25 protein-coding genes are annotated in these 26444 nt (G+C 65.0%); 22 read left to right on the top strand and 3 right to left on the bottom strand.

Annotation, left to right across the window (positions count from 1 at the left end; genetic code table 11):
* Positions 1-45: 45 nt before the first annotated feature.
* The gene (locus AC1VNY_RS28870; RefSeq protein WP_304499267.1) at positions 46-1641 is read right to left on the bottom strand and encodes an ABC transporter substrate-binding protein; all 1596 of its coding nucleotides are present in this window, start codon (positions 1639-1641) and stop codon (positions 46-48) included.
* A gap of 398 nt (positions 1642-2039) precedes the next feature.
* Here AC1VNY_RS28870 and AC1VNY_RS28865 point away from each other — a divergent pair, with 398 nt between their 5' ends.
* The 6 genes from AC1VNY_RS28865 to AC1VNY_RS28840 all read left to right on the top strand — a co-directional run bounded on the left by AC1VNY_RS28865 (position 2040) and on the right by AC1VNY_RS28840 (position 9903).
* A complete protein-coding gene (locus AC1VNY_RS28865; protein WP_018270495.1) occupies positions 2040-2288 on the top strand; it encodes a DUF6489 family protein in 249 nt (82 codons plus the stop codon).
* Between the two features lie 8 nt (positions 2289-2296).
* Positions 2297-3088, top strand: coding sequence for an alpha/beta fold hydrolase (locus AC1VNY_RS28860; RefSeq protein WP_482407732.1), 792 nt, complete (start codon positions 2297-2299; stop codon positions 3086-3088).
* A gap of 59 nt (positions 3089-3147) precedes the next feature.
* Complete coding sequence (locus AC1VNY_RS28855; protein WP_028338799.1) at positions 3148-4698, top strand: WS/DGAT/MGAT family O-acyltransferase; 1551 nt, start codon at positions 3148-3150, stop codon at positions 4696-4698.
* A 12-nt stretch (positions 4699-4710) separates the two neighbouring features.
* Positions 4711-5706, top strand: a complete 996-nt coding sequence (locus tag AC1VNY_RS28850) for an alpha/beta fold hydrolase (RefSeq protein ID WP_482407731.1) — start codon at positions 4711-4713, stop codon at positions 5704-5706.
* 135 nt (positions 5707-5841) lie between these two features.
* Positions 5842-9075 carry a bifunctional cytochrome P450/NADPH--P450 reductase gene (locus AC1VNY_RS28845; RefSeq protein ID WP_482407730.1) on the top strand — a complete coding sequence of 1078 codons (3234 nt, stop codon included), beginning with the start codon at positions 5842-5844 and terminating at the stop codon, positions 9073-9075.
* 153 nt (positions 9076-9228) lie between these two features.
* Positions 9229-9903 carry a spermidine synthase gene (locus AC1VNY_RS28840; RefSeq protein ID WP_482407729.1) on the top strand — a complete coding sequence of 225 codons (675 nt, stop codon included), beginning with the start codon at positions 9229-9231 and terminating at the stop codon, positions 9901-9903.
* A gap of 65 nt (positions 9904-9968) precedes the next feature.
* On the opposite strand, the gene AC1VNY_RS28835 is transcribed toward AC1VNY_RS28840, so the two are convergent.
* Together AC1VNY_RS28835 and AC1VNY_RS28830 are read right to left on the bottom strand one after the other, a co-directional pair.
* Entirely contained in the window at positions 9969-10364 is a 396-nt protein-coding gene (locus AC1VNY_RS28835; RefSeq protein WP_482407756.1) for a nuclear transport factor 2 family protein, read from the bottom strand.
* 293 nt (positions 10365-10657) lie between these two features.
* A complete protein-coding gene (locus AC1VNY_RS28830; RefSeq protein WP_438079440.1) occupies positions 10658-11578 on the bottom strand; it encodes an alpha/beta fold hydrolase in 921 nt (306 codons plus the stop codon).
* Positions 11579-11756: 178 nt separating this feature from the next.
* Between AC1VNY_RS28830 and AC1VNY_RS28825 the strand changes: the two genes are divergently transcribed.
* The 16 genes from AC1VNY_RS28825 (at position 11757) to AC1VNY_RS28750 (ending at position 26318) form a co-directional block, all read left to right on the top strand.
* Positions 11757-12140 carry a hypothetical protein gene (locus tag AC1VNY_RS28825; RefSeq protein ID WP_482407755.1) on the top strand — a complete coding sequence of 128 codons (384 nt, stop codon included), beginning with the start codon at positions 11757-11759 and terminating at the stop codon, positions 12138-12140.
* Positions 12137-13219: a PHA/PHB synthase family protein gene (locus tag AC1VNY_RS28820; RefSeq protein WP_482407728.1), complete on the top strand. Its 1083-nt coding sequence runs from the start codon at positions 12137-12139 to the stop codon at positions 13217-13219. Before AC1VNY_RS28825 ends, AC1VNY_RS28820 begins: the two co-directional genes overlap by 4 nt.
* A 26-nt stretch (positions 13220-13245) precedes the next feature.
* Entirely contained in the window at positions 13246-13842 is a 597-nt protein-coding gene (locus tag AC1VNY_RS28815) for a GNAT family N-acetyltransferase (protein ID WP_038383826.1), read from the top strand.
* A gap of 181 nt (positions 13843-14023) precedes the next feature.
* The gene (locus AC1VNY_RS28810) at positions 14024-14500 is read left to right on the top strand and encodes a phasin (protein ID WP_028331816.1); all 477 of its coding nucleotides are present in this window, start codon (positions 14024-14026) and stop codon (positions 14498-14500) included.
* Positions 14501-14703: 203 nt separating this feature from the next.
* Complete coding sequence (locus AC1VNY_RS28805) at positions 14704-15987, top strand: DUF445 domain-containing protein (RefSeq protein WP_482407727.1); 1284 nt, start codon at positions 14704-14706, stop codon at positions 15985-15987.
* A 190-nt stretch (positions 15988-16177) separates the two neighbouring features.
* Positions 16178-16948, top strand: a complete 771-nt coding sequence (locus tag AC1VNY_RS28800) for an esterase/lipase family protein (RefSeq protein ID WP_209909809.1) — start codon at positions 16178-16180, stop codon at positions 16946-16948.
* Positions 16949-17121: 173 nt separating this feature from the next.
* Entirely contained in the window at positions 17122-17991 is an 870-nt protein-coding gene (paaX, locus tag AC1VNY_RS28795; RefSeq protein WP_482407726.1) for a phenylacetic acid degradation operon negative regulatory protein PaaX, read from the top strand.
* 76 nt (positions 17992-18067) lie between these two features.
* Complete coding sequence (gene paaA / locus AC1VNY_RS28790; RefSeq protein WP_482407725.1) at positions 18068-19060, top strand: 1,2-phenylacetyl-CoA epoxidase subunit PaaA; 993 nt, start codon at positions 18068-18070, stop codon at positions 19058-19060.
* A gap of 13 nt (positions 19061-19073) precedes the next feature.
* Positions 19074-19361: a 1,2-phenylacetyl-CoA epoxidase subunit PaaB gene (gene paaB, locus AC1VNY_RS28785; RefSeq protein ID WP_244064672.1), complete on the top strand. Its 288-nt coding sequence runs from the start codon at positions 19074-19076 to the stop codon at positions 19359-19361.
* A gap of 167 nt (positions 19362-19528) precedes the next feature.
* Positions 19529-20305: a 1,2-phenylacetyl-CoA epoxidase subunit PaaC gene (gene paaC, locus AC1VNY_RS28780; RefSeq protein ID WP_482407724.1), complete on the top strand. Its 777-nt coding sequence runs from the start codon at positions 19529-19531 to the stop codon at positions 20303-20305.
* Entirely contained in the window at positions 20299-20802 is a 504-nt protein-coding gene (gene paaD, locus AC1VNY_RS28775) for a 1,2-phenylacetyl-CoA epoxidase subunit PaaD (protein WP_482407723.1), read from the top strand. Before paaC ends, paaD begins: the two co-directional genes overlap by 7 nt.
* Positions 20803-20804: 2 nt before the next feature.
* Complete coding sequence (gene paaE, locus AC1VNY_RS28770) at positions 20805-21881, top strand: 1,2-phenylacetyl-CoA epoxidase subunit PaaE (protein ID WP_461195855.1); 1077 nt, start codon at positions 20805-20807, stop codon at positions 21879-21881.
* 96 nt (positions 21882-21977) lie between these two features.
* Positions 21978-22433 carry a hydroxyphenylacetyl-CoA thioesterase PaaI gene (gene paaI, locus AC1VNY_RS28765; protein WP_482407722.1) on the top strand — a complete coding sequence of 152 codons (456 nt, stop codon included), beginning with the start codon at positions 21978-21980 and terminating at the stop codon, positions 22431-22433.
* 19 nt (positions 22434-22452) lie between these two features.
* Complete coding sequence (gene paaK, locus AC1VNY_RS28760) at positions 22453-23784, top strand: phenylacetate--CoA ligase PaaK (protein WP_482407721.1); 1332 nt, start codon at positions 22453-22455, stop codon at positions 23782-23784.
* 442 nt (positions 23785-24226) lie between these two features.
* On the top strand, positions 24227-25237 hold the full coding sequence (locus tag AC1VNY_RS28755; RefSeq protein ID WP_482407720.1) for a quinone oxidoreductase family protein: 1011 nt from the start codon (positions 24227-24229) through the stop codon (positions 25235-25237).
* A 25-nt stretch (positions 25238-25262) separates the two neighbouring features.
* Positions 25263-26318: a YeeE/YedE family protein gene (locus AC1VNY_RS28750; RefSeq protein WP_482407719.1), complete on the top strand. Its 1056-nt coding sequence runs from the start codon at positions 25263-25265 to the stop codon at positions 26316-26318.
* Positions 26319-26444: the final 126 nt, after the last annotated feature.

Below are 26444 nucleotides of genomic sequence, written 5' to 3'. Positions count from 1 at the left end.
CGGTCCCGGAAGCCTGCGCTTCCGGGACCCAATTCGCCGAAGCCACTATTCACCCTGTTTGGTCGCCCAGTAGAGCAGCACCTGGTTGTCCGCGCGCTGGGTCAGTTTGACCTTTTTCGACACGCCCCACACCAGCGGTTGCTGATGCAGCGGAATGTAGCCGTAATCCTTGATGACGATGTCGTAGGCTTGCTTGATCAACTGGTCGCGCTTGGCAGTGTCGCCCTCGATCAGCACCTTGTCGGTGAGCGCGTCGACTTCCTTGTTACAATAGCCGCCGAGATTGGCCTCGCCCCGGGTGGCATCCTTCGGATCGTCGCGGCAGCCCAGGATGTCGTGCAGCACGTTGTGCGAGTCGGACGTCGCGGGCGTCCAGCCCAGCATGAAGAACGAGGTCTGGTAGCCGCCGGGCTTCAGCACCTTGGCGAAATACTGCGCCTTCGGCTGCGCCAGCAGGTTCACCTTGACGCCGATGCGGGCCAGCATGCCGACCACCGCCTGGCAGATCGCGGCGTCGTTGACATAGCGGTCGTTCGGGCAGTCCATCGTGACTTCGAAGCCGTTCGGATAACCGGCGTCGGCCAGCAGCTTCTTGGCACCATCAGGATCGAGCTTCGGCCGGGTGAATTCCTTCGACAGCGGATAGAGCTCGGGGGCGATCATCAACGTCGAGGGGGTCGACATGCCGCGCATCACGCGGGTCTTGATCAGATCGACGTCGATGGTCTTGTAGAACGCTTCGCGGACGCGGATGTCCTTGAACGGATTCTTGCCCTTGATGTTGGAATACAGCAGCTCGTCGCGCGCCGTATCCATGCCGATAAAGATGGTACGAATCTCCGGCGCGGTCATGACGGTGGCGACGCCGCTGGAATTGACGCGCTGGATGTCCTGGAGCGGAACCGGTTCGATCACGTCGACTTCGCCCGAGAGCAGCGCGGCAACGCGGGTGGCGTCGGAGCCGATCGGGGTGAAGATGATCTCCTTGAGATTATGCTCGGGCTTGCGCCAATAGCCGGGAAACGCCTTGAACACTGTTTTCACGCCGGGCTGGTGGCTCTCGATCGTGAAGGGGCCGGTGCCGTTCTCGTGCAGCGCCGCGTAGCTCGGCGTGGTTGCGGAGGCCGGCGTCGGTGCAACCGAATTGTTCTCCTCGGACCACTTCTTGTCCATGATGTACCAGCTATCCCACTGCGAGATCAGGATGGGATTGGGCGAGTCCAGCGTCACGTCGACGGTGTAGTCGTCGACCTTGCTGAACTTGGCGTCGGCCGGGACGTTGCTGAGGAAGTTGGAGCCCTTGGCGCGGACGCGCTCGGCCGAGAACAGCACGTCGTCGGCGGTGAAGGGATCGCCATTGTGGAATTTCACGCCCTTGCGCAGATGGAAGCGCCATTTGGTCGGGCTCAGCGTCTCCCAGCTTTCCGCCAGGGCCGGAATGATCTTGAGGTCCTTGTCGCGCGCGGTGAGGCCTTCGTAGACGTGGGCGTGGTGCGCGATCGTCGTGGTTTCCTTCAGCGTGTAGGGATCCAGCGACTTCAGCTCGCCCTGGTTCGCATACTTCAACGTCTGGGCCGATGCCGGCCAAGCAAAGGCGACGAATGCGACGGCAGCCGCCGCAAAACTCCAACGTACCGACATGTGATCCCGCGTCCCCGTTTTTGTCCGCCGGCTGCTGTGTCCGGCTGGTATTATCGATCCATGTTGCCAGAGTTTACCGGCTGCGCAAGCGCGATTTGCCAAAGGGTTAACCGGTTTGCGCGGGTGCAGCGCAATGAAGCGATCTAAGAGCAGGCGGCAGGCGCGAACGCGTGACATTCGACTTTCGGAGTGCCGCTTGTCGCTCCCGGGAAAGATCTCGGGCGCGCCGCGTTACGCCGGCCGCTCCAAACGGTTTGGAGCAACCGCTCCAAACAGTTTGGTTGACCATAACGGATGATTGAGGCCGACTGCCCCCCGGGGCAGGTACGGCTCGCTTGCGCAACTCGCCCCGTCGCGGCGATACTATGGCGGGCCAAGGCGCATTTGAGGAGGCGGATATGAAGGTCAACGTCGAGATAGATTGCACGCCCCTCGAAGCGCGACAGTTCTTCGGCCTGCCGGATGTGGCGCCGATGCAAACCGCCGTCATGGACAAGCTGCAGCAGCAGATGCTGTCGAACATCGAGAAGATTTCGCCGGAATCGCTGATGCAGAGCTGGTTCACCTTCGATCCCAAGCTCGCCGAGCGCTTCCAGGACATGTTCGTGGCCATGGCCGGCTTCGGCGGCGCGAGCAAGAAGAAATAGTGGCCGGCATGGACAGGAGCGTTGATGGGACCGAACGCCGGTTGCGCCCGCCGAGCCTGTTCCTGATGCTGGCGGAGGCGCGCGGCGTGCTCGAACTCAATTCGAGCCTGCTGCTGTCGCCTTTGCTGATGCGGGCGCCGAGAGGCGACGGTCATCCGGTGCTGGCGCTGCCGGGCTTCCTTGCCAGCGACCTTTCGATGGCGCCGATGCGGCGCTATCTGAAGGAGCTCGGCTACGATGCCTATGCCTGGAACATGGGCCGCAATTTCGGCGGGATTTCCAGCAGGCGGGCTGCGCTGCGCGACCTGCTGAAGCGGGTCCATGAGGCGTCCGGGCGCAAGGTCTCGATCATCGGCTGGAGCCTCGGCGGCGTCTATGCGCGCGACCTGGCGTCGCAGATGCCGGAGCTGGTGCGCTCCATCATCACGCTGGGCAGCCCGTTCGCTGACGACATCCGCGCCACCAATGCGACGCGGCTCTATGAGCTGTTGTCCGGCGAAGGTGTCGACGCCATCCCGGAGATCCGCACCGCGATCGCCGGCGACATGCCGGTGCCGACAACCTCGATCTATTCCCGCACCGATGGCATCGTGAACTGGCGGACCTCGCGCGTGCGGCCGTCGGCCACCGCCGAGAACATCGAGGTGCATTTCGCCAGCCATATCGGCCTCGGCGTCAATCCCGCGGCGCTGTGGGCGATTGCGGACCGGCTGGCCCAGCCGGAAGGGGAATTCCGGCATTTTGACCGCTCGGGCCCCTTTGCCATTGCCTACGGGCCGGCAGAACAGGCACTATCCTGACCAGAAGACGAGAAGCGCCGCCCAAGGCGCCCGCGTAAGTAGGCTCTCGGGAGGAGATCATGAGCGACGCCAAAAAGCTGTCCTCGCTGGACGCATCGTTTCTCTATCTGGAAACGCCGGAAATGCCGATGCATGTCGGCAGCATGGCGATCTTCCGCCTGCCGGACGGCTACAAGGGCGACTTCTTCGAGGAGTTCAAGGCGATGATCGCCTCGCGGCTGCACATCGCGCCGATCCTCAAGGCGCGGCTGCAGAAGGCGCCGCTCGACATCGACCATCCGTCCTGGGTCGAGGACGATCAGTTCGACATCGACCGTCACATCTTCCGTGCCAGCCTGCCGGCGCCGCACGATCGCGCGACGCTGGAGCGCATCGTCGGCTGGATGCACGCCAAGCTGTTGAACCGCGCCCGCCCGCTCTGGGAGTTCTACGTCTTCGAGGGCATGAAGGACAACGAGATCGGGCTCTATTCCAAGATGCACCATGCCTGCATCGACGGCGGTGCCGGCGCGGCGCTGACCAGCATGATCTACGACCTGACGCCGGTGCCGCGCGAGATCGAGCCGCCGAGCGCGAAGAAAGTCGCGCAGGAGCCGCGCGACATCGCGGCCAATCTGATCGATGCCTATCAGCAGCTCTGGACCCAGCCGTTCGAGGCGGCCGCCGCCGCGCAGAAGAGCCTGGAGCTGCCGCGTTCCGGCAAGAGCGACCTCGGCTCGATCCTGTTCGACAACGCCATGTTCCAGATCGAGAGCGCGGTGAAGTTCGCCGGCTCCATGCCGACGGTCATGAAGAGCCTGTCCGACGTCGTCGCCAAGGTCGCCGATCCGAGGTCGCGCGAGAGCCTGCAGGCGATGTCCTCGCCGCCGACCATCCTCAACAAGGCGATCTCGTCCGAACGCAGCTTTGCCGGCACCTCGATCTCGCTGTCGCGTGCCAAGGCACTGGCGAAGGCGTCCGGCGGCAAGCTCAACGACGTCGTGCTGGCGCTCGCCTCCGGCGTGGTGCGGCGCTATCTGATCAGCCAGGGCGCGCTGCCGAACAAGTCGCTGACGGCAGGCGTTCCGATCTCGCTGCGCGAGGAGGGCAACGCCGAATCCAACAACCAGGTGTTCGGCATGATCTGCTCGATCGCGACCGACATCGAGGACCCAAGGAAGCGGCTGGAAACCATCATCGCGCAGTCGACCAGGTCCAAGGAGATGTCGCATCCGCTGCGCGCCTTGGTGCCGCAGGTCACCAACATCTCGCTGCTGGGGGCGCCGATCCTGGTGCAGATCCTGGCGCTGCTCTACAGCCGCTCCGACCTCTCCAACGTGCTGCCGCCGGCCACCAACATCACGGTCTCGAACGTGCCGGGGCCGCGGCAGACGCTGTATGCGGCGGGTGCCGAGCTGCTGCACATCTTCCCGGTTTCGATCTCGACCCACGGCGTGGCGCTCAACATCACCGTGCAGAGCTACCGCGATCAGCTCGATTTCGGTTTCATCGTAGGCGCCAACATCATTCCCCACGTGCAGGTGATGTGCGACATGCTGCCGCTCGAGTTCGATGTACTCGAGGCGGCGTTCGCTCCCCCGCCTGCGGACATCAAGGGCGCAGCCGAATAAGGATCCCTGCCGATGATTGAAATGCCACCGCTGCAGTTCGCCGAGACGAACGGCATCCGCATGGGGTTTTATGAAGCAGGCCCCAAGACCGACACGCCGCCGGTTGTGCTGTGCCACGGCTGGCCTGAACTGGCGTTCTCCTGGCGCCACCAGATCAAGGCGCTGGGCGAGGCCGGCATCCGGGTGATTGCGCCGGACCAGCGCGGCTATGGCGCGACCGACCGGCCGGAGCCGGTCGAGGCCTACGACATGGAGCACCTGACCGGCGACCTCGTCGGCCTGCTCGACCATCTCAAGATCGACAAGGCGACCTTCGTCGGTCACGACTGGGGCGGCTTTGTCGTCTGGCAGATGCCGCTCAGGCATCCTGCGCGGGTCGCCGGCGTCGTCGGCGTCAACACGCCGCATTGGGACCGTGCGCCGATGGACCCGATCGCGCTGTTCCGCCAGCGCTTCGGCGATCACATGTACATCGTCCAGTTCCAGGATCCGGCGCGCGAGCCCGACCGCATCTTCGGCGGCCGCGTCGAGCAGACCTTCGACGCCTTCATGCGCAAGCCGGCGCCGCGTCCGGCGGATGCGCCGCCCGAACAGCCGATCGCCGGCGTCGGCGCCTCGGCGCGGCTCAATCTGGCGTTTCCGCAGATGATCGCGAATTACGACGCCAAGCACGATCCGCGCACGCCGATCCTGTCCGCGGACGAGAAAAAGGTGTTCGTCGACACCTTCACCAAGACCGGCTTCACCGGCGGCATCAACTGGTATCGCAATTTCACCCGCAACTGGGAGCGCTCGTCCGGGCTGGACCATCACGTCCGGGTGCCGTCGCTGATGATCATGGCCGAGAACGACGCGGTGCTGCCGCCCTCGGCCGCCGACGGCATGGAGCGGCTGGTGCCGGACCTCGAGAAGTACCTGGTCAAGGACAGCGGCCATTGGACGCAGCAGGAAAAGCCTGACGAAGTCAGCGCGAAGCTGATCGAATGGCGCAGAAAGCGGTTTGGGTAGCCGTCATCCTGCGGTGCGCGCCGCCTTTGGCGCGCCTCGAAGGATGAGAGGGACTGGAGCAAGCGGCCATCCTTCGAGACGCGCGCGTTGCGCGCTCCTCAGGATGACGGTGCGTAGTGAGGGGGCACTTCGAAAATGGCGTCCGGCAACAGACTGAGTCCGATTCCGCATCCGCCGACGAAGCCGGTGGTCGGCAACATGCTGTCGCTGGACTCGACCGCGCCGGTGCAGCATCTCGTGAAGCTCTCCAAGGAGCTCGGACCGATCTTCTGGCTCGACATGATGGGCGCGCCGCTCGTGATCGTCTCCGGTCACGATCTGGTAGACGAGCTCTCCGACGAGAAGCGCTTCGACAAGGCGGTGCGCGGCTCGCTGCGCCGGGTGCGCGCGGTCGGCGGCGACGGGCTGTTCACCGCCGACACCAGGGAGCCGAACTGGAGCAAGGCGCACAACATCCTGATGCAGCCGTTCGGCAACCGCGCCATGCAGTCGTATCACCCGAGCATGGTCGACATCGCCGAGCAGCTGGTCAAGAAATGGGAACGCCTCAACGCCGACGAGGAGATCGAGGTCGTCCACGACATGACGGCGCTCACCCTCGACACCATCGGCCTGTGCGGCTTCGACTACCGCTTCAACTCGTTCTACCGCCGCGACTACCACCCGTTCGTGGAATCGCTGGTGCGCTCGCTCGAAACCATCATGATGACCCGCGGCCTGCCGCTCGAGGGTCTGTGGATGCAGAAGCGGCGCAAGACCCTGGCCGACGACGTCGCCTTCATGAACAAGATGGTCGACGAGATCATCGCCGAGCGGCGCGGCAGCACCGCCGCGACCGACGACAAGAAGGACATGCTGGCGGCGATGATGACCGGCGTCGACCGCGCCACCGGCGAGCAGCTCGACGACGTCAACATCCGCTACCAGATCAACACCTTCCTGATCGCCGGCCACGAGACCACCAGCGGCCTGTTGTCGTGCACGATCTACGCGCTGCTGAAGCACCCGGAGGTGCTGAAGAAGGCCTATGAGGAGGTCGATCGCGTCCTCGGTCCCGACGTCAACGCGCGGCCGACCTATCAGCAGGTGACGCAGCTCACCTACATCACGCAATGCTTGAAGGAGGCGCTGCGGCTGTGGCCGCCGGCGCCGGCCTACGGCATCGCGCCTTTGGCCGATGAGACGATCGGCGGCAAATACAAGCTGAAGAAGAACACCTTCATCACCATCCTGGTGATGGCGCTGCACCGCGATCCCAGCGTCTGGGGCCCCAACCCGGACGTGTTCGATCCCGAGAATTTCAGCCGCGAGGCGGAGGCCAAGCGGCCGATCAATGCCTGGAAGCCGTTCGGCAACGGCCAGCGCGCCTGCATCGGCCGCGGCTTCGCCATGCACGAGGCGGCGCTGGCGATCGGGATGATCCTGCAACGCTTCAAGCTGATCGACGTGCATCGCTACCAGATGCATCTGAAGGAGACGCTGACCGTCAAGCCCGATGGCTTCAGGATCAAGGTGCGGTCGCGCGACGACAAGGACCGCGGCGCGTTCGCCGGCGGCACGGGCGCGGTTGCAGCCGCGCCGAAGGCGCCGCGCGCGCCGGCCACGCGCCCGGGCCACAACACGCCGATGCTGGTGCTGTACGGCTCCAATCTCGGCTCCGCCGAGGAACTGGCAACCCGCATGGCGGATCTGTCGGAGATCAACGGCTTCGCGACGCGGTTGGGTCCGCTGGACGATTATGTCGGCAAGCTGCCGGAGGAGGGCGGCGTGCTGATCATCTGCGCCTCCTATAATGGCGCGGCGCCCGACAACGCCACGCAGTTCGTCAAATGGCTTGAGAGCGACCTGCCGAAGGATGCCTTCGCCAAGGTGCGCTACGCGGTGTTCGGTTGCGGCAACAGCGATTGGGCGGCGACCTACCAGTCGGTGCCGCGCTTCATCGACGAGCAGCTGACCAAACATGGCGCGCGCGCCGTCTATCCGCGCGGCGAGGGCGATGCGCGCAGCGATCTCGACGGCCAGTTCCAGAAATGGTTTCCGGAGGCGGCCAAGGTCGCGACCAAGGAATTCGGTATCGACTGGAATTTCACCCGCACCGCCGAGGACGAGCCGCTCTACGCGATCGAGCCGGTGGCGCAGGGTGCGGTCAATACCATCGTCACGCAGGGCGGCGCGGTGCCGATGAAGGTGCTCGCCAACAGCGAGCTGCAGACCAAGGAGGGCGCTCATCCGTCGGAGCGTTCGACCCGGCACATCGAGGTCGAGCTGCCGGCCAGCCTGAAATACCGTGTCGGCGATCATCTCAGCGTGGTGCCGCGCAACGATCCGACATTGGTCGATTCCGTTGCGCGCCGCTTCGGCTTCCTGCCGGCCGACCAGATCCGTCTGCAGGTCTCGGAAGGCCGCCGCGCGCAATTGCCGGTCGGCAATGCCGTGTCGGTCGGGCGGCTGCTCACCGAGTTCGTCGAGCTGCAGCAGGTCGCGACCCGCAAGCAGATCCAGATCATGGCCGAGCACACCCGCTGCCCGGTGACCAAGCCGAAGCTGATGGCCTATGTCGGGGACGACGATGCCTCGGCCGCGCGCTATCGCACCGACGTCTTGGCGAAGCGCAAATCGGTATTTGACCTGCTCGAGGAATATCCGGCCTGCGAGCTGCCGTTCCACCTCTACCTCGAAATGCTGTCGCTGCTGGCGCCGCGCTATTATTCGATCTCGTCGTCTCCGGCCGGCGAGGCGCAGCGCTGCAGCGTCACCGTGGGCGTGGTGGAGGCGCCGGCAAGTTCCGGGCTCGGCATCTACAAGGGCGTCTGCTCGAACTATCTGGCGCGTCGCCGCGCCGGCGACACCGTCCACGCCACCATCAAGGAGACCAAGGCGGGCTTCCGCCTGCCCGATGACAATGCCGTGCCGATCATCATGATCGGGCCGGGCACCGGGCTCGCACCGTTCCGCGGCTTCCTGCAGGAGCGCGCCGCGCGCAGGGCGCAGGGCGCGACGCTGGGACCGGCGATGCTGTTCTTCGGCTGCCGGCACCCCGAGCAGGACTTCATCTATGCGGATGAGCTGAAGGCGTTCGCAGCCGACGGTGTCAGTGAACTCCACACCGCCTTTTCACGTGCCGATGGCCCGAAGACCTATGTGCAGCACCTTGTCGCCGCGCACAAGGACCGGATCTGGGAGCTGATCGAGAAGGGCGCGATCGTCTATGTCTGCGGCGACGGCGGCAAGATGGAGCCCGACGTCAAGGCGACCTTGATGTCGATCTATCGCGAGCGCACCGGTGTCGACGCTGCCGCCGCCGCGCGCTGGATCGAGGAAATGGGCACCAGGAACCGCTACGTGCTCGACGTCTGGACAGGTGGGTAGGCTTGCGGCCTAGGATGACCGTGATGCATCCCCATCGTCGTCCCTGCTTTCGCAGGGACGACACGGAGTTTGTTGCGCCAGTCGTGAGTCACTATTTCGCATTCTCCAGGCGCTCGCTTCGCGTGCCTCGACGCCCATGCTAGAAACCGCCGCATGATTCCCTGGGAAAAGATCGATACCGCGCGCATTCCCGGAACCGAGGGTGAATTGCGTCTGATGCGGCGAGGCCGCGAATTCTCGATCATGCTCGGCACCAACGAGCTGATGAACAGCCGCCTGTCGGGCTCGGAAGAGGCGTTGGCGACGCTTGCCGCGAAGAAGATCGAGAAGGTCGCACGGCCGCATTTTCTGATCGGCGGCCTCGGCATGGGCTTTACGCTGCGGGCCGCACTCGCCGTACTCGGGCCCGAGGCGCGGATCACGGTGGCCGAACTGGTGCCGGCTGTCGTTGCCTGGGCGCGAGGCCCGATGGCGGAGATCTTCGGCGACAGCCTGAACGATCCGCGCGTGAGCATCCGGGAGGAGGATGTTGCCAGCGTGATCGAACGCCAACCGCTGAGCTTCGATGCCATCCTGCTCGACGTCGATAACGGGCCTGAAGGCCTGACCCGCAAGGCCAATGACGCGCTATATGATGTCTCCGGGCTTAGGATCGCACACACGGCATTGCGGCGCGGCGGCGTGCTCGCCGTCTGGTCGTCCGGTCCGAATGCCAAGTTCCCGAAATCGCTGACCCGGGCCGGGTTCGCGGTCAACGAAATTGCCGTCCGCGCCACCGGCCGGGGCCGCGGTGTCCGCCACGTGATCTGGATCGCGGTCAAGCAATAGCCGGCATCCCGGCGCGCTCGCCAGCCTGATCATGCCAATGGCCGAGCACAAGCCGTCACGATGCTTCAGAACATCGTGTTGCTGTTCGCCGGGTTTTCCGGAATTGGCTGCACCACGTCCCAATGCTCGACGATCTTGCCATCCTCAAGCTTGAAGATGTCGACGATCGCATTGCCGCGGGTGCCGGGCTCGCGCACGGCGTGGACGTGCAGGATCACGTAGTCGCCGTCGACGAATGAGCGCTTGATCTCGCTGTGCGAGTTCGGAAACTTCTCGCGCAGGAAGCCGATGAACTTGCGGAAGCCTTCCGGGCCGTCGGCCGCGCCGGGATTGTGCTGCACATAGCGGTTGCCGACATAGGCGAGCGCTGCATCGGCGTCCTTCTCGTTCAGCCCCTTCTCGTAGAACGCCAGCACCGCCTTGCGGTTGGCCTCCTGCTGCGCCTCGCCGGCGGCCGCCATTGCCGATGAAGATGCCAGCGCGAGGAGGAGAGCGGCGACGGCTGTCCGTGGCCGGAGAAGGGTCTTCATCTGGGGACTCCCGGTGGCTGATGGTGCGCGACCCGCGCGATGCATTGCGCTGTCTACCGCCTCCGCGCGGGCGCCGGAAGAACGCACTCCTGGCTCACATGGTTACCGGAAGATACCAGAGCCCCGTTCCGATTGAATCGGGACGGGACGGGGCTCTCGATTGTGGCTTTGACGCGTTTTCTTCACGCGAACCGGGATCCACTTCGCTCGAAAACGCTCCGGCCTCACGCCGCCTTCGCCGCCGCGCCATGCGCGTGCTTGTCGATGGCGTCGATGATCTGCGGCCACATCGGAATCGGCAGGGCGTGGCCCATGCCCTCGATCATCACGAGCTTCGCGCCCGGGATCGAGACCGCGGTGTCCTTGCCGCCTTCGGGATGTACCAGCGGATCGATGGTGCCGTGGATCACCAGCGTCGGCGCCTTGACGCCGCGCAGGCGCTCCTTGCGGCTGCCGGAGGCGAGGATGGCGCGGAGCTGGCGGCCGACGCCCTCCGGATTGAGGCCGCGCTCGAAGGTGCGCCGCGCGCGTTCGGGATCGAGCGCCTCATCCTCGGGAAACGAGCCGTTGCGCAGGACTTTCCAGGTCTGCCCGAAGCGGACGAAATACTCTTCCTTGCTCTTCGGCGGCGGCGCCATCAGCACCGCGGTCGCCTCGCGGGTCGGTCCTGGGATCTTTGGATTGCCCGTGGTCGACATGATCGAGGTCAGCGAGCGCACGCGCTCGGGGAAGGTGATGGCAACCTCCTGCGCGATCATGCCGCCCATCGAGGCCCCGACCAGATGCGCGGTGCGGATGCCGAGCGCATCCATCAGCCCGATCGTGTCCCTCGCCATGTCGGCCAGCTTGTAGGGCGCTGCGACCGGGATCTTCAGGAAGCGGAGCTTGAGCAGTTCGAGCGCGGTCAGCCGCTTGCCGCCGCTCAGGCGGGAGGATTTGCCGATATCCCTGTTGTCGAATCGGATGACGCGAAAACCGCGCGCGGCGAGCTGGCGGCAGAACTCGTCGTCCCAATGGATCATCTGGGCGCCGAGGCCCATGATCAGGAGCAGCGGCTCGGCATTCGCATCGCCAAAAATCTCGTAGCAGATGTCGATGCCATTGGCGCGGATGATCTGCGGCGGCTGATGGGCGAGCGTGGTCACGGGCGTCCCCTGCTGGTGTCGCGGTCAGGAACCTCTATGCCACGGATTGACGCAGCGCAGAAGAGCCTCGGCGTCGCTGGTCGCGCCGCGCTGTTGACCGATCAGCAGCAACAGTGTCGTATGGCAGAAACAAATGGAAGCGCGGCAAGCGCTCGGATTTGGTGTGGAGGAGCGCCGCATGGCCGACAAGGGCAACGACCCTGCCGTGATCTGGCAGACGATGATTGGCGAGATGGAGAAGGGGTTCAACTCCTTCGGCAACCAGCTCATGACCTCGCCGGAATTTTCCAAGGTGATGAACCAGGCCGGCGGCGTTGCGGCCGGCGCGCAGAAGCAGCTCGGCGAACTGATGGAGAAATATCTGCTGGCGATGAACCTGCCGAGCCGCGCCCAGCTCGTCGGCATGGCCGAGCGCCTGCAATCGATGGAGAACCAGCTCAACAAGATCAAGACGCTGCTGCAGCAGGTGCACCACAATTCGCTGGCGGCGGACGACGGCCACGGCGCAACGCCGCGGCCACCGCGCACCAAGCAGCCGCCAGCGGAGGGAGGCAGCAAATGAATGCTCCCACCCCCATTGATTTCGCCTCGATCTCCGAGCGGGTGCAGTCCGAGGTGCAGCGCGCGATCCAGCGCAGCATCAAGGGCGTCGAGTATTTCTCGAGCTCCGGCCCGTCGCTCGGCTCGACGCCGAAGGACGTGCTGTATTCGCGCGGCACCATGAACCTCTATCACTACCGGCCGCTGGCCGACGAAGTCTATCGCGTGCCGGTCCTGATCGTGATGGCGACCACCAACCGCGGCTACATCCTCGATCTGGTGCCGGGGCAGAGCTTCATCGAATTCCTGCTCAAGCGCGGCTTCGACGTCTACATGCTGGACTGGACTGCGCCGAAGCCCGAGGAAAAATCGCTGCGCATGGAGGATTACGTCCTCGACTTCATCCCGGAATCGGTCCGCCGCGTGCAGCAGGACTCCGGCGAAAAGGACGTCTCCGTGATCGGCTATTGCTTCGGCGGCGTGCTGTCGCTGCTCTATGGCTCGATCTTCAACGACGGGCCGATGAAGAACCTGATCTGCTTCACCACGCCGATCGATTTCCGCGAGATGAAGCTGTTCTCGAATTTCGCCGATCGCCGCTATTTCGACGTCGACCGGCTGATCGACAGCACCGGCAACATGCCGCCCGAGCTGATCCTGCAATCATTCGACATGTTGCGGCCGGCCGCGCGTGTCGCCGGCCAGATCCAGCTCTGGGACAACATCTGGAACGACGAGTTCGTGAAGTCGTACCGGATGTTCGACCGCTGGGCGACCGACACGCTGCCGCTCGCCGGCGAATATTTCCGCGCCATCACCAAGGACCTGATGTGGGACAACAAGCTCTACAACGACACCATGACCATCGGCGGCCGCGAGGCGAAGCTTGCCGACATCAAGGTGCCGATCCTGCATGCGGTCGCCGAGCACGACCACATCGTGCCGTATGATGCGGCAAAACATCTGATCACAAAGATCGGCTCCGCGGACAAGGAGGAGGTGATGCTGAAAGGCGGTCACGTCTCGCTGGTCGCCGGCGCAAACGCAATCAAGCGGCTGTGGCCGAAACTGGACTCCTGGCTGGGCAAGAGATCGACCTAAGAAGGGTCGACTTGAGAGAGATCGACATGACCGAACAACGTTCCTATCCGCGCCGCGTCAAGACCGAAGCGGGCGACATCGAGTTTCGCCTGATGATTCGGGACCACGAGGCCGCGGTGCTGGCCTTCGCGCAGAAGCTGCCGACGCATGATCTCTTGTTCCTGCCGCGCAATATCAGCCAACCGAAGGTGCTGTCGGCCTGGATCAACGAGATCGAGCGCGGCGACATCACGAGCCTGCTCGCGATCAAGGACGGCAAGGTGGTCGGCTGCGGCACCCTGGTGCGCGATCCGCACTCCTGGTCGCCGCATGTCGGCGAGATCCGGATGGTGGTGTCGCTCGACGTGCGCGGGCAGGGCGTCGGCCGGGCGCTGTCGCAGGAGACCTTCGCCATCGCGCTCGGTGCCGGGCTGGAGAAGTTCTCGGTGCAGATGACAGTCGACCAGCGGGCGGCGATCGCCTTGTTCGAGAGCCTCGGCTTCAAGGCGGAGGCCCTGCTGCGCGACCATGTCCGCGACGTCGAGGGCAAGACCCACGACATCGTCGTGCTGGGGCACAATGTGGCGCAGGTCCGGGCACAGATGGAAGCGTACGGGGTCTCTGACGCGGTCAGTGGTAATTAGGGACCGCTTGCTGCTGGTTCCTTAGGCGATCTGCCGGATATTCATGCTGTTCACGGTTTCGTGATATCGCGCTGCAACATCAATGTTGCGACGCACCATGAGGTGTGTCATAACACCGTTGCCCCGGGCCAAACCGGACGGGGTGAGCCCATAGCTCAAACCTGAGGATGGAGAGACCCCAATGACCACCGAAACCAATTCCGTGCTGAACAGCGTCAAGGAAGCCTTCGCGCCCGTCACCGAGGCGTTCACCAAGCTTCAGAACCTGGAAGTTCCGGAAGCCGCCCGTGAGTTCGTGAAGAAGCAGGCCGAGGCCGCCAAGACCCGCGCTGCCGATGCCTATGCCGGCTCGGAGAAGGTGACCAACGTGATCGAGTCCGCTGTTGCCGGTTCGGTGACCGAAGCCGCCAAGATCAGCCGCAACATCCAGCAGGCGATCTACCAGGACGCCGAGGCGTTCTTCGCCGGCATCGACAAGCTCGCGTCCGCCAAGTCGCTGAGCGAAGCCGCCCAGATCCAGTCGGAGCTGGCCCGTGCGCGTGGCGAACTGTTCGTCTCGCGGGCGAAGGCCACCACCGAGTATCTCGGCAAGCTCGTCACCGATGGTGCGAAGACCGCGCAGGACAACTTCGCCAAGGTCTACGGCAAGACCGCCTGATCGCGCTTGCACTGACCGACTGCCCTTTTCGAAGGCCCGCCATTTGCGGGCCTTCTTTTTTTGGGCGCACTCCCATACATCTCCTCATGGTGAGGAGGCGCTCTTGTGCCGTCTCGAACCATGAGGCCACCATACGGGCCTCATCCTTCGAGATGCGCTCCGCGCTCTGTAGGGTGAGGATCGTCGTCCAGTCGAAGGTCCCCATGACCCTTCCCGCCGCTCTCATCGCAACGCCCGTCGATGCCGAACGCGCGGCCGAACTGCGGCGCGTCAAGTGGCTGGCGACCGGCGTGCTGGCGGCAACCTTCGTCATCTTCGTCGCAGCGAAGGCGCTGCTGCCGATGCATCCGGTGTTCGGCTTCATCGCGGCATTTGCCGAGGCCGCAACCATCGGCGGGCTCGCCGACTGGTATGCCGTCGTCGCGTTGTTCAAGCGGCCGCTCGGCCTGCCGATCCCGCACACCGCGATCATCCAGAGCAATCAGGCGCGTATCGCCGAGAAGCTCGGCGAGTTCATCGAGAACAATTTCCTGGAGTCGGGGCCGGTCGAGGCCAAGCTGCGCGAGATCGATTTCGGTTCGTTCATCGCCGACTGGCTGCGCGACCGCAAACGTTCGGAGGATCTCGCCCGCTTCGTGCTGCGGATGCTGCCCGAGGCATTCGCGGCGACCGAGAGCTCGGGGCTGATGCAGTTCATCAGCCGCCGCGTCACGACGCAGGTGCTCTCGATCGACCTCGCGCCGCTCGCGGCCGGCGCGCTGCGCGGCTTCGTGCAGGAGGGCAAGCACGGCGGCCTGCTCGACGACATCCTGCGCGTGCTGCACCAGACGCTGACGCAGCAGGAGACCATGGCCGTGATCCGCGACAAGGTCCGCGCCGAGATGCCGACGCTGCTCCGGCTCTATCGTGCCGACAAGTTCGTGGTGAACCGGATCATCGCGTCCGCCACGAAATTCTTCGAGGAAGTGCGCAACGATCCGCAGCATCCGTTCCGCGGCGAGTTCGACCGCATGCTGCTGTCCTTTGTCGACCGGCTCGGCAGCGACAAGGCATTCGCCGATCGCATCGACGGGCTCAAGCGCGATCTGATGGCGCGGCCCGAGCTTGCCAATCTCGGGCGCACCATCTGGGCCAACGTCAAGGACTTCATCGAACGCAGCGCCTCGGGCGAGTCGCAGGTGCTGCAGCATCAGCTGGCGCGAATGCTGGTCGAGGCCGGCGACGCGCTCGACGGCGATGCCGATCTGCGCGGCGAGATCAATCAGGGCCTGGTGGCGATCCTGCGCACCGTCGTCGCCGAGCAGAAGAGCGGCGTCTCGAGCTTCATCGCCGACCAGATGAAGAGCTGGGACATGGAGCAGCTGATCTCCCTGATCGAGGTCAATGTCGGCAAGGACCTGCAATACATCCGCTTCAACGGCGCGCTGATCGGCGGGCTTGCCGGCCTTGCGCTCTACACCCTGGAGTACACGCTGCGGCTGCTGTGACCGATTGAGCACGAGCGTCACTTTAGTTGTGGCAAGTGTGACCTGGACCGCTTGCACGAAAGTGTCCGGTTCCCTAGCTTTTCAGGACAGATTGTTGCGTTGCGGAACGATTCCGCCGGGTTTGCGTCAATTCCGTTGACCCATTCTCGTTGGTCCCATTGCCGGCGGTCCTGCCGGAAGAGGAGCTGAAATGTCCGTTGCTGCGCAGACGCTACGCCCGCCGTCCAGGACGCTGATGTTTCTGGAAGGCCGCGCCATTCATGAGCTCGGCGCCTTTCTTGGTGCATTGCCGCTGCTCAGCCTCGCGCCGCGCGGCGATGGGCATCCGGTGCTGGTGCTGCCGGGGCTGATTGCCTCCGACATGTCGACCCGGCCGCTGCGCGACTTTCTCAGAAGCAAGGGCTACGCCGTCAGCGGCTGGCGCCAGGGCCGCAATCTCGGGCTTCGCGCCGGCGTGCAGGACGGGATGGTCGAGCTGCTGCAGGAGATGAATGAAGCGACCGGCCGCAAGGTCTCGGTGGTCGGCTGGAGCCTCGGCGGCCTCTACGCGCGCCAGCTCGCCAAGATGATGCCGGAGCGCGTGCGTCAGGTGATCACGCTCGGCAGCCCGTTTGCCGCCGGCCCGAAGTCGACCAACGCCTGGCGCGTCTATGAGATGGCCAGCGGCCGGCGCGCCGACGAGGAGGATTCCCGTTTCGGCGGCTCGCTCGCCAGCGCGCCGCCGGTGCCGACCACCGCGATCTTCAGCCGCACCGACGGCGTCTGCGCCTGGCAGGGTTGCCGCGAGCAGTCCTCGTCGATGACCGACAGCATCGAGGTCGAGAGCAGCCATTGCGGCATGGGTCATCACCCGGCCGTGGTCTACGCGGTCGCCGATCGCCTCGCGCAGAAGGAAGGCGAGTGGGCGCCTTTCGATCGCAGCGGCTGGCGCAGCATCGTTTATCCCGATCCCAATCGCTGAGATCGCCTCCACGTCCATGGTTCGAGACGCGCGGCGTTGCCGCGCTCCTCACCATGAGGACCAAAGCCAGACCTCATCCTGAGGAGCGGCCTTTTGGCCGCGTCTCGAAGGATGCAGCCCGGCTGCTGGCTCGCGCATTGTCGTGAATCGACAAAACGCGCTATGCGTTGCGCATGCCACAGCCGCTTGCCCGCATCGTCGATCAGCTGAAGCGCGAGCCGTCACGCACCGGCTCGATCATCATCACCGTGTTCGGCGATTCCATCGTGCCGCGCGGCGGCTCGGTGTGGCTCGGCACGCTGCTCGAATTCTTCAAGTCGCTCGACATCGACGGCAATGTGGTGCGCACCGCGATGTCGCGGCTCGCCGCCGATGGCTGGCTCGAGCGCAACAAGGTCGGCCGCAACAGTTTTTATCGCTTGAACGCGAAGGGCCGGCAGACCTTCGACACCGCAACGCGGCACATCTACGATCCGCCGCCGTCGGACTGGACCGGCCGCTTCGAGCTGCTGCTGATCGGCAATGCCGAGGACCGCGACGCCGCGCGCGAGGCATTGAAGAATGCCGGCTTCGGCAGCCCGCTGCCCGGCGTGTGGGTCGCGCCGTCGGGCGTGCCGATCCCCGATGAGGCGTCGGGCGCGATCCGGCTCGAAGTCTCGGCGGAAGACGACAGCGGGCGCCGGCTGCTCAGCGAGAGCTGGCCGCTCGATCGCACCGCGGACGCCTATCTGAAGTTCATGAAGACGTTCGAGCCGCTGCACGGCTCCATCATCCGCGGTGAGACGCTGAGCGACGCCGACGCCTTCACCGCGCGCATTCTCTTGATCCACCATTACCGCCGGGTCGTGCTGCGCGATCCGCTGCTGCCGTATCAACTGCTGCCGAAGGATTGGCCGGGCAGGGCGGCGCGCAAACTCTGCGGCGAGATCTATCGCGGGCTGCTTTCGCCGTCGGAACAATGGCTTGACGACCACGCAACCAACGAGGACGGACCGCTGCCGAAGCCCAACGGGGCGGTGGCGCGCCGTTTCGAGGGTGTCTGAACATATTACAAAAAGATCTTGATTTTTGAAAATTGTGTTATATATTCCTGCCTAACAACACATTGGGAGGTCGGCCATGTATACGCAGGCGCTCAACTCATCCGACGGCGACGATCGCGGCGTCGAGGATGTCGCCCGTGCCAGTCAGTTCCAGGCCCGCATCGATGCCGACGAGCGCATCGAGCCGAACGACTGGATGCCCGCCGCCTATCGCAAGACGCTTACGCGGCAGATTTCCCAGCACGCCCATTCCGAAATCGTCGGCATGCTCCCCGAGGGCAACTGGATCACCCGCGCGCCGTCGCTGCGCCGCAAGGCTGCGCTGCTCGCCAAGGTGCAGGACGAATGCGGCCACGGCCTCTATCTCTACGCCGCCGCCGAGACGCTCGGCACTTCGCGCGAAGAGCTCGTCGACGCGATGCTCTCGGGCAAGGCGAAATATTCCTCGATCTTCAACTATCCGACGCTGACCTGGGCCGACATCGGCACCATCGGCTGGCTGGTCGATGGCGCCGCGATCATGAACCAGATCCCGCTGTGCCGCTGTTCCTTCGGTCCCTATGCGCGCGCGATGATCCGCGTCTGCAAGGAAGAGTCGTTCCACCAGCGCCAGGGCTTCGAGATCATGGTGACGCTGTGCCGCGGCACCGCGGAGCAGAAGGCGATGGCGCAGAACGCGCTCGATCGCTGGTGGTGGCCGGTGCTGATGATGTTCGGCCCGCCGGACCAGGTCAGCCAGCACAGCGACACCTCGACCAAATGGAAGATCAAGCGCTTCTCCAATGACGAGTTGCGCCAGAAATTCATCGACGCCACCGTGCCGCAGGCCGAGTTCCTCGGGCTGACAATCCCCGATCCCGGCATGAAGCAGAACGCGAACGGCAATTGGGAACACAGCCCGATCGACTGGGACGAGTTCAAGCAGGTGCTGGCAGGTAACGGTCCCTGCAACCGCGATCGTCTCGCCGCGCGCCGCAAGGCGCATGAGGAAGGCGCCTGGGTGCGCGAGGCCGCGATGGCCTATGCCGAAAAGCGCAAGAGCCGCCAGCTCGCGCAAGCCGCAGAATAAGGGAGCGCTAGAGATGGCCACGCCGAACGTTCCGCTCTGGGAAGTCTTCATCCGCAGCCGCAATGGCCTCGCGCACAAGCATGTCGGCTCGTTGCACGCGGCGGATCCGACGCTCGCCCTGCAGGCCGCGCGCGACATCTACACCCGCCGCGGCGAGGGGTTGTCGATCTGGGTGGTGCCCTCGAACGCGATCACCGCGTCCGATCCGTCCGAGAAGGGCATGATGTTCGAGCCGGCGGAATCCAAGATCTACCGCCACCCGACCTTCTACGACGTTCCCGACGAAGTCGGGCACATGTGAAGTTCACTGCCCCTCATGGTGAGGAGCGCGCAGCGCGTCTCTGGACGATGCTTCGCACCGCCAGGCGAACCATGAGGCCCGTGCAGTGACCGCGGCCCATCCTTCGAGACGCGCCTTCGGCGCTCCTCAGGATGAGGCTCGAGTGTGTTGATACAGGATATGGGAACATGGCAACCGCCAACATCGAAGTCTCCGAAACACCGCTGGTGCTCTATGCGCTGCGCCGCGCCGACGATGCGCTGATCCTCGGCCATCGGCTGTCCGAATGGTGCGGCCATGCGCCCGCGATGGAAGAGGACATGGCGCTCGCCAATATGGGTCTCGACCTGCTCGGCCAGGCCCGCGAGCTCTACAGCTACGCGGCCAAGGTCGAAGGCAAGGACAACGACGAGGACAAGTTCGCCTATTTGCGCGACGTCAGGCAGTACCGCAATCTGCTGCTGGTCGAGCAGCCGAACGGCGACTTCGCCCGCACCATGGTGCGGCAGTTCTTATACGCGGCATTCGCCGATCTGTACTGGCGCGCGATGATGGCCTCGTCCGATCCGACGCTGGCCGCGATCGCGGCGAAGTCGGAGAAGGAGAGTGCCTATCATGTCAGGCATTCGTCGGAATGGATCGTCCGGCTCGGCGACGGCACCGAGGAGAGCCACCGCCGCGCGCAGGGCGCGATCGACGATCTCTGGGCCTATACCGGCGAGATGTTCGCGGTCGACGACGGCGAGCGCGGCCTGATCGATGCCGGCATTGCGATCGATCCCGCGGCGCTGCAGCCGCGCTGGCTGAAGACGGTCACCGGCATCATCAACGAGGCGACGCTGTCGTTGCCGAAGAGCGATTGGATGCAGCAGGGCGGCCGCGTCGGCAGCCACAGCGAACATCTCGGCCATCTCCTCAGCGAGCTGCAATCGATGCAGCGGACCTTTCCGGGGGCGACATGGTGACGGTCGCGCTCAGCGATGCCGACCTGCGCCGGCGCGCCTGGCGCGCGGCCGCGCAGGTGGTCGATCCCGAAATCCCGGTGCTGACCATCGCCGACCTCGGCGTGCTGCGCGATGTCGCGGTCCATGACGGTCATGTCGAGGTCGCGATCACGCCGACCTATTCCGGCTGTCCTGCCATGAACATGATCGCGCTCGAGATCGAGCTCGCGCTGGAGCGCGAAGGCATTCATAAGCCGAAGGTCCGCACCGTGCTGTCGCCGGCCTGGACCACCGACTGGATGAGCGAGGACGGCCGCCGCAAGCTCAGGGAATACGGCATCGCGCCGCCGCTGCCGGGCTCCTCGCGCCGCGCGCTGTTCGGCGAACAGGCGGTCGCGTGCCCGCAATGCGGGTCAGGCGATACCGAGCTGCTCTCCGAATTCGGCTCGACCTCCTGCAAGGCGCTGTGGCGTTGCAAGAGCTGCCGTGAACCCTTCGACTACTTCAAGTGTCATTGACCATGTCGACACCACGATTCCACCGCCTGTCCGTCAGCGATCTGCGCCGCGAGGCGTCGGACGCGATCTCCATGACTTTTGCGATCCCTGATGATCTGCAAGGCGACTACCGTTTCACGCCGGGCCAGTATCTGACGCTGCGCACCACGATGGACGGCGAGGAAGTTCGCCGTTCCTATTCGATCTGCTCCGGTCCCGATGACGGCGAGCTGCGCATCGCGGTGAAGAAGGTCGACGGCGGCGCATTCTCGAACTGGGCCGCCGACGAGCTGAAGGCCGGCGACGAGCTCGACGTGATGACGCCGACCGGGCGTTTCGGCGTCGCTCATGCGCCGGGCGAGGCGCGGACCTATGTCGGCTTTGCCGCCGGCAGCGGCATCACGCCGATCCTCTCGATCATCAAGGGCGTGCTGGCGCGCGAGCCGGACAGCCGCTTCTTCCTGTTCTACGGCAACCGCTCGACCGAAGGCGTCATGTTCCGCGAGGCGCTGGAGGAGCTGAAGGACCGCTTCATGCAGCGGCTCTCGGTGTTCCACGTCATCTCGGGCGAGGAGCAGGACATTCCGATCCTGCACGGCCGGCTCGACGGCGAGAAGGTGCGGGTGCTGCTGCGCTCGCTGGTGCCGGCTGAGACGGTCGATCACGTCTTCGTCTGCGGCCCGGCCGCGATGAGCGAGACCATCGAGGCGACTTGCCGCGAGATCGGCATCGCCGACGAGCGTATCCATGTCGAACGCTTCGTGTCGGAATTCGGCGGCAAGCCGCGGCCGAAGGTCGTCGTTCCCGCCGGCGCGCCGCCGAAGGCGATTGCCGGGCTGATCATCGACGGCAAGCGCCGCGAGGTCCCGGTGGCCGACGGCGAGTCGATCCTCGACGCTGCGCTGCGCGCCGGCATGGACCTGCCGTTCGCCTGCAAGGGCGGCATGTGCTCGACCTGCCGCGCCAAGCTGGTCGAGGGCGAGGCGCCGATGGATCTGAATTATTCGCTGGAGCCGTGGGAGCTGAAGGCGGGGTTCATCCTCACCTGCCAGGCCAAGCCGTGCTCCGAGAAGGTCGTGGTCGACTACGACCACGTCTAATTCTGCTCGCGCGCGTTGACACCCAAGGCGTCGCGCCCAACACTGATTTGACACCAAGAGGCCCTCAGCAACGGGCCCGCGCACAGGGAGTTCGATGTGAACGTGAAGGCCACGCTATCGCCCGAGGACGTCGCCCGCGCCTGCGCGGACGCGATGTGGAAGGAAGACGACGCCAGCAAAGGCCTCGGCATGGAGCTCGTCGAGATCAGGCCGGGGCAGGCTACGATGGTGATGACGGTGCAGCCGCACATGGTCAACGGCCAGCGCATCTGTCATGGCGGCTACATCTTCACGCTGGCCGATTCAGCCTTCGCCTTTGCCTGCAACAGCCATAACGATCGCGCGGTGGCGGCGCAGGGCAATGTCACCTTCATCCGGCCCGGCAAGCTCGGGGATCGTCTGGTGGCGACCGCGCGCGAGATCTCGCGCAGTGGCCGCTCGGGAATCTACGACGTGAGCGTGACCTCCGGCGACAGCGTGATCGCCGAATTCCGCGGGCATTCGCGGGTGATAGCCGGCACTTGGCTGCCGGACATGGACATCAAGGCATAAGGCTTCAGGGAAAACGTCGATGGCAACGGCAAAGCTCAAGGTCAAGGACAGTGGTTATCGCGCCGAGCTCGACCCGGCCGAGCGCGCCTCGCGCGACGAGATCATGGCGCTGCAGACCAGGCGGCTGGCCTGGTCGCTCAAGCATGCCTATGACAATGTCGCGCACTACAGGAAGGCGTTCGATGCCGCCGGCGTGCATCCGTCCGATTTCAGGCAGCTTCCCGATCTCGCCAAATTTCCGTTCACGGTGAAGACCGATCTGCGCGACAATTATCCCTTCAACATGTTCGCGGTGCCACGCGAGCAGCTGGTGCGGGTCCATGCGTCCTCCGGCACGACCGGCAAGCCGATCGTGGTCGGCTACACCAGGGCCGACATCGATACCTGGGCGGACGTGATGGCGCGCTCGATCCGCGCCGCCGGCGGCCGCACCGGCATGCTGATGCACAATGCCTATGGCTATGGCCTGTTCACCGGCGGCCTCGGCGCGCATTACGGCGCCGAGCGGCTCGGCTGCACGGTGATCCCGATCTCCGGCGGCATGACCGAGCGGCAGGTGCAGCTCATCAACGACTTCCGGCCCGACATCATCACGGTGACGCCGAGCTACATGCTGGCGATCCTCGACGAGTTCAAGCGGCAGGGCCTCGATCCGCGCAAATCGTCGCTGAAGTTCGGCATCTTCGGCGCCGAGCCCTGGACCAACGCGATGCGCGTCGAGATCGAGCAGGCGTTCGACATGGACGCCACTGACATCTATGGCTTGTCGGAGGTGATCGGCCCCGGCGTCGCGCAGGAATGCGTGGAGACCAAGGACGGCCTGCATATCTGGGAGGATCACTTCTACCCCGAGGTGATCGATCCCCTGACCGGCAAGGTGCTGCCCGACGGCGAGAAGGGCGAGCTGGTGTTCACCTCGCTCACCAAGGAAGCTTTTCCGATCATCCGCTATCGCACCCGCGATCTGACGCGGCTGTTATCAGGCACGGCGCGGCCCGGCATGCGGCGGATGGAGAAGGTGACCGGCCGCTCCGACGACATGATCATCCTGCGCGGCGTCAACGTGTTCCCGACCCAGATCGAGGAAGCGCTGCTGGCGACCGACTGGTGCGGCGGTCACTTTGTCATCGAGCTGACCCGCGAGGGCCGCATGGACGAGATGACGGTGCTCGCCGAAGCCCGGCCCGAGAGCTGGGACGGCGAAGGGCTGACCGCGCACGCCGAGAAGGTCTCCGCCTTCATCAAGAACACGATCGGCATCTCGACCCGCGTCCGCGTCGTTGCGCCCGAGACGCTGGAGCGTTCGCTCGGCAAGGCGAAACGTGTTTACGACAAGCGGCCGAAAGAATAGCTCCCCGTGGTGAGAAGGCGCCAACGGCAAAGCCGTTGCGCCGGGATGAGGGGTGATTATTCAGCCTGCCCAGTGTCATCACCCGCGGATGCATGCGCGGTGATGACACCGCGCGGTCGACATCTTGAACTGCGACCCACCTCCATCGTCGTCCCTGCCTAGTGCGCAATTGCGCACGGGAGCAGGGACCCATAACCACGAATGGTTGTTGTTGGGCGATGCCGGAACCACGAGTCCCGTTCACAATACCCGCCGCGGAGTATGGGTCCCTGCTTTCGCAGGGACGACGCCGGGAGAAGCAGCCGCCTCTCGGCATTCCGCAACTCGCTAGCGGCTGCCCCTCTTGAACTAATTGCTCAATTCGTTAGTTACGGGAAAAGCCGTCATGGTATCGATCCATGCGGCCCCAAGATGCGGTCAGTTCTCCGAGCCGGAGCTCTCGATGCCTACCCCTCAACCTCACGGTCGCCTCGTCGACGCCCGCTGCGTGCGCCTGCTGACGAAGGCGGAGAACGCGGCGGCGGTGGCGCCGGTGGTCGAGACTCATGCATTTTCGCGCGGCGACAACGACGTCTTGATCGAGGTGAGGGCGGCGGCGGTCAATCCGTCCGACGTGAAAGCCGCGACCGGGCTGATGCCCTATGCCGTCTTCCCGCGCACCAGTGGTCGCGACTACGCCGGCGTCGTGATCGATGGCCCAGCTGAATTCATCGGGCGCGAGGTGTTCGGCTCGTCCGGCGATCTCGGCATCCGCCGCGACGGCACCCATGCCACGCATCTGGCGGTCGAGCGCGATGCCGTGGTGGAGAAACCCGCCGGCATCTCCTGGGACGAAGCCGCCGGGATCGGCGTGCCCTTCGTCACCGCGATGGAGGGCCTGCGCCGCGCCGGCCTGCCGAAGGCGGACGAAACCGTGCTGGTGATGGGCGTCAACGGCAAGGTCGGTCAGGCCGCGGTGCAGATCGCGAGCTGGCACGGCGCGCGCGTGATCGGCGTGGTGCGCAAGAGCGAGCCCTATGAGGGCCGCAGCAATTCGCCAGTCGAGGTGATCGACGCCTCGACCACCGACGTCGCCGCTCGCGTGCGCGAGCTGACCGGCGGCAAGGGCGCCGACATCGTCTACAACACGGTCGGCGATCCCTATTTCCAGGCCGCGCACAAGTCGCTGGCGCTGCGCGGCCGCCAGATCCTGATCGCGGCGGTCGACCGCATCGTGCAGTTCAACATCCTCGAATTCTACCGCGGCCAGCACACTTATGTCGGCATCGACACGCTTGCGCTGTCGTCGGTTGCGACCGGCGAGGTGTTGCGCGAGCTCGCGCCGGGCTTTGCCGGCGGATATCTGAAGCCATTCCCGATCAAGCCGAGCGCGATCTATCCGCTGGAACAGGCCAAGGCGGCGTTTGTTGCCGTGGCAGGCTCGTCGCGTGACCGCGTGATCCTGCGGCCGTGATGACGAGATAGCCGAGAGAACCCGCATGGACCCCGCCACGATCGTCATCATCGCCGCCCTGATCATCGGCCTGATCTATGGCTCGGTCGGGCTGCTCAGCGGCTTCTGCATGATGAGCGGCCTGCGCGGCTGGTGGGCGGAGGGTGACGGCCGCCTGGCGCGCACCTATGCGCTGGCGATGGGGGTTGCGATCGCGGCCTCGCAGCTTTTGGCGGCGGCAGGCCTCGTCGATCTCGGCAAGTCGATCTATCTGCAACCGTCCTTCTCGGCGCCGGTGATGTTCCTCGGCGGGCTGCTGTTCGGTTACGGCATGGTGCTGTCGAACGGCTGCGGCTCGCGGGCGCTGGTGCTGCTCGGGCGCGGCAATCTGCGCTCCTTCGTGGTCGTGATCGTGCTCGGCATTTTCGCCGAGATGACGCTGAAGGGTCTGATTGCCCCGGCGCGGATCGCAATGGTGCAGGCCTCGCAGGCCACGGTGTCAGCCAATTCTGTGCCGGCGCTATTGGCGCACATCGGCCTCGGCGCGGTGCCGGCGCGGATGATAGCGGCCTCGGTGCTCGCAGCCATCTTGATTATTTTCGCCTTTGCCCATGCGCCATTCCGCAAGTCGCCGGGCCAGATCGCGGCCGGCCTGATCGTCGGCCTGCTGGTGGCAGGCGGCTGGTACGCGACCGGCTATCTCGGCGCCGATGATTTCAATCCGGTGCCGGTGACGTCGCTGACCTTCATCGCGCCGATCGCCGATGCCCTGCAATATGTGATGCTGTCGACCGGCTCGACGCTGAATTTTGGCATCGTCACGGTGTTCGGCGTGTTCGCCGGCAGCCTGATGACGGCCATCGCCACCGGGCGCTTCCAGCTCGAAGGCTACCGGTCGCCGCAGCACATGCTGCGCTCGGCGAGCGGCGCCGCGCTGATGGGCGCGGGCGGCGTGATGGCGTTCGGCTGCTCGGTCGGGCAGGGGCTGACCGGACTGTCGACGCTCTCCCTGTCGTCCCTCATCGCGATCGCCGGCATCATGCTCGGCACCGGCGCCGGCCTGCGCGGGAGCTTGCGGGTCAGGCCGCTTGCGACGACCTAGCACTACTTTGGCAGAATTGGTTTGCGCCACTGTTTTTCAAGGATTTGCTTTCGGCAATACGGGCACTGCTGAGACGGCGGTCGAAGGATGAGATCAACGATGGCGTGACGTACGGCGGGCATGGTT

Source organism: Bradyrhizobium ferriligni (genome assembly GCF_056837965.1).
Note: the sequence above shows the minus strand (reverse complement) of the source record. Positions and strands in the feature narration are given on the sequence as shown.

What these genes read in the sequence shown, in the direction of transcription:
- AC1VNY_RS28755 (WP_482407720.1), top strand. Translation starts at nt 24,227, where the DNA reads ATGCCTACCCCTCAACCTCACGGTCGCCTCGTCGACGCCCGCTGCGTG.
- AC1VNY_RS28825 (WP_482407755.1), top strand. Translation starts at nt 11,757, where the DNA reads ATGGCCGACAAGGGCAACGACCCTGCCGTGATCTGGCAGACGATGATT.
- paaB (WP_244064672.1), top strand. Translation starts at nt 19,074, where the DNA reads ATGGCCACGCCGAACGTTCCGCTCTGGGAAGTCTTCATCCGCAGCCGC.
- AC1VNY_RS28840 (WP_482407729.1), top strand. Translation starts at nt 9,229, where the DNA reads ATGATTCCCTGGGAAAAGATCGATACCGCGCGCATTCCCGGAACCGAG.
- AC1VNY_RS28850 (WP_482407731.1), top strand. Translation starts at nt 4,711, where the DNA reads ATGATTGAAATGCCACCGCTGCAGTTCGCCGAGACGAACGGCATCCGC.
- AC1VNY_RS28805 (WP_482407727.1), top strand. Translation starts at nt 14,704, where the DNA reads ATGACCCTTCCCGCCGCTCTCATCGCAACGCCCGTCGATGCCGAACGC.
- paaD (WP_482407723.1), top strand. Translation starts at nt 20,299, where the DNA reads ATGGTGACGGTCGCGCTCAGCGATGCCGACCTGCGCCGGCGCGCCTGG.
- AC1VNY_RS28870 (WP_304499267.1), bottom strand. Translation starts at nt 1,641, where the DNA reads ATGTCGGTACGTTGGAGTTTTGCGGCGGCTGCCGTCGCATTCGTCGCC.
- AC1VNY_RS28845 (WP_482407730.1), top strand. Translation starts at nt 5,842, where the DNA reads ATGGCGTCCGGCAACAGACTGAGTCCGATTCCGCATCCGCCGACGAAG.
- AC1VNY_RS28750 (WP_482407719.1), top strand. Translation starts at nt 25,263, where the DNA reads ATGGACCCCGCCACGATCGTCATCATCGCCGCCCTGATCATCGGCCTG.
- AC1VNY_RS28865 (WP_018270495.1), top strand. Translation starts at nt 2,040, where the DNA reads ATGAAGGTCAACGTCGAGATAGATTGCACGCCCCTCGAAGCGCGACAG.
- AC1VNY_RS28800 (WP_209909809.1), top strand. Translation starts at nt 16,178, where the DNA reads ATGTCCGTTGCTGCGCAGACGCTACGCCCGCCGTCCAGGACGCTGATG.
- AC1VNY_RS28810 (WP_028331816.1), top strand. Translation starts at nt 14,024, where the DNA reads ATGACCACCGAAACCAATTCCGTGCTGAACAGCGTCAAGGAAGCCTTC.
- AC1VNY_RS28815 (WP_038383826.1), top strand. Translation starts at nt 13,246, where the DNA reads ATGACCGAACAACGTTCCTATCCGCGCCGCGTCAAGACCGAAGCGGGC.
- paaA (WP_482407725.1), top strand. Translation starts at nt 18,068, where the DNA reads ATGTATACGCAGGCGCTCAACTCATCCGACGGCGACGATCGCGGCGTC.
- AC1VNY_RS28855 (WP_028338799.1), top strand. Translation starts at nt 3,148, where the DNA reads ATGAGCGACGCCAAAAAGCTGTCCTCGCTGGACGCATCGTTTCTCTAT.
- paaK (WP_482407721.1), top strand. Translation starts at nt 22,453, where the DNA reads ATGGCAACGGCAAAGCTCAAGGTCAAGGACAGTGGTTATCGCGCCGAG.
- paaE (WP_461195855.1), top strand. Translation starts at nt 20,805, where the DNA reads ATGTCGACACCACGATTCCACCGCCTGTCCGTCAGCGATCTGCGCCGC.
- AC1VNY_RS28820 (WP_482407728.1), top strand. Translation starts at nt 12,137, where the DNA reads ATGAATGCTCCCACCCCCATTGATTTCGCCTCGATCTCCGAGCGGGTG.
- paaC (WP_482407724.1), top strand. Translation starts at nt 19,529, where the DNA reads ATGGCAACCGCCAACATCGAAGTCTCCGAAACACCGCTGGTGCTCTAT.
- AC1VNY_RS28835 (WP_482407756.1), bottom strand. Translation starts at nt 10,364, where the DNA reads ATGGCGGCCGCCGGCGAGGCGCAGCAGGAGGCCAACCGCAAGGCGGTG.
- paaX (WP_482407726.1), top strand. Translation starts at nt 17,122, where the DNA reads ATGCCACAGCCGCTTGCCCGCATCGTCGATCAGCTGAAGCGCGAGCCG.
- AC1VNY_RS28860 (WP_482407732.1), top strand. Translation starts at nt 2,297, where the DNA reads ATGGACAGGAGCGTTGATGGGACCGAACGCCGGTTGCGCCCGCCGAGC.